The following is a 727-nucleotide window of genomic DNA, read 5'->3' as shown; positions in this document are numbered from 1 at the left end:
TCCACCGTGTTGAGGCGGTAATAGAGGTCTTCGCGGAAGGTGCCGTCGCGGATCATGGCCGGCAGGTCAGCGTTGGTCGCGCTGACCACGCGCACCTTGACCTGGCGCTCGCGGTTGGAACCCAGGCGCTCAAAGCGGCCGGTTTCCAACACGCGCAGCAGCTTCATCTGCCCGCCGAGCGACAGGTTGCCGATCTCATCCAGGAACAGGGTGCCACCATCGGCGGCCTCGAACTTGCCTTCGCGCGCCTTGTTGGCGCCGGTATACGCACCGGCCTCGGCACCGAACAGTTCGGCCTCGATCAGTTCCGAAGGCAGCGCGCCACAGTTGACCGCCACGAATGGACCCTTGGCCACCAGGGAATTGGCCTGGATGATCTGCGCGATCTTCTCCTTGCCGGCACCGTTCGCGCCGGTGATCAGTACCGGCAGTTCCGAGCGTGCGACCTGGCAGGCGAGAGCGATGACGCGCTCGCTGGCGGGGTCGGCGAAGACCGCGCCGCACAGGTCGTACTTCTCTTCCAGCGCATTGCGCTGGCGCAGTTCACGGCTGCGGCGCCGGTCCAGTTCGCGGCGCGCCTCGGACAGTTCCAGCAGGTTGTTGACCGTGGTCATCAGCTTGCGGTCGTCCCAGGGCTTGGCCAGGTAGTCGGCCGCACCGGCCTTGACCAGATCCACCGCGCTGCTGAGGTGGGTCCAGGCCGTCAGCAGGATCACCGGCAGATCGG

The 727-nt window shown here is 66.4% G+C and carries 1 protein-coding gene; it reads right to left on the bottom strand.

All coding sequences use genetic code 11. The features are described from left to right. On the bottom strand, positions 1–727 hold a 727-nt coding region (locus tag DAI20_RS19435; RefSeq protein WP_168927704.1), incomplete at both ends, for a sigma-54-dependent Fis family transcriptional regulator.

The sequence above is a fragment of the Planctomonas deserti genome (genome assembly GCF_003067705.1).
Lineage (GTDB): Bacteria > Actinomycetota > Actinomycetes > Actinomycetales > Microbacteriaceae > Planctomonas > Planctomonas deserti.
This window is presented reverse-complemented; position numbering and strand designations above follow the sequence as displayed.